This window comes from Peribacillus sp. SIMBA_075, assembly GCF_046534585.1.
The window spans coordinates 1-251 of the sequence record NZ_JAWRYN010001168.1 but is presented as its reverse complement, the minus strand read 5'-3'; the positions used below and the strand labels follow the sequence as shown (position 1 = coordinate 251).

Below are 251 nucleotides of genomic sequence, written 5' to 3'. Positions count from 1 at the left end.
ATGGGTTTCAATCCTGTTGGTGGGATTTTTACTATTCAATTTAGCAAGGCCGATAGAAGCTTCAGAGAATAATGAGTTGCAAGATGAAATTATTTATGACCTATTGGTGGATCGATTCTTTAATAAGGGAATTCAAAATGATATCAATGTGAATTCCCTAGACCCTAATTCATTTAGCGGGGGAGATTTTGCAGGACTAAGCAGCGAAATGCAGTACATCAAAGATATGGGGTTTACCATGATTTCCGTTG

The 251-nt window shown here is 37.5% G+C and carries 1 pseudogene; it reads left to right on the top strand.

The features are described 5' to 3' along the window. A pseudogene (locus tag SB775_RS31990) lies at positions 1 to 251 on the top strand (alpha-amylase family glycosyl hydrolase); the annotation flags it as partial.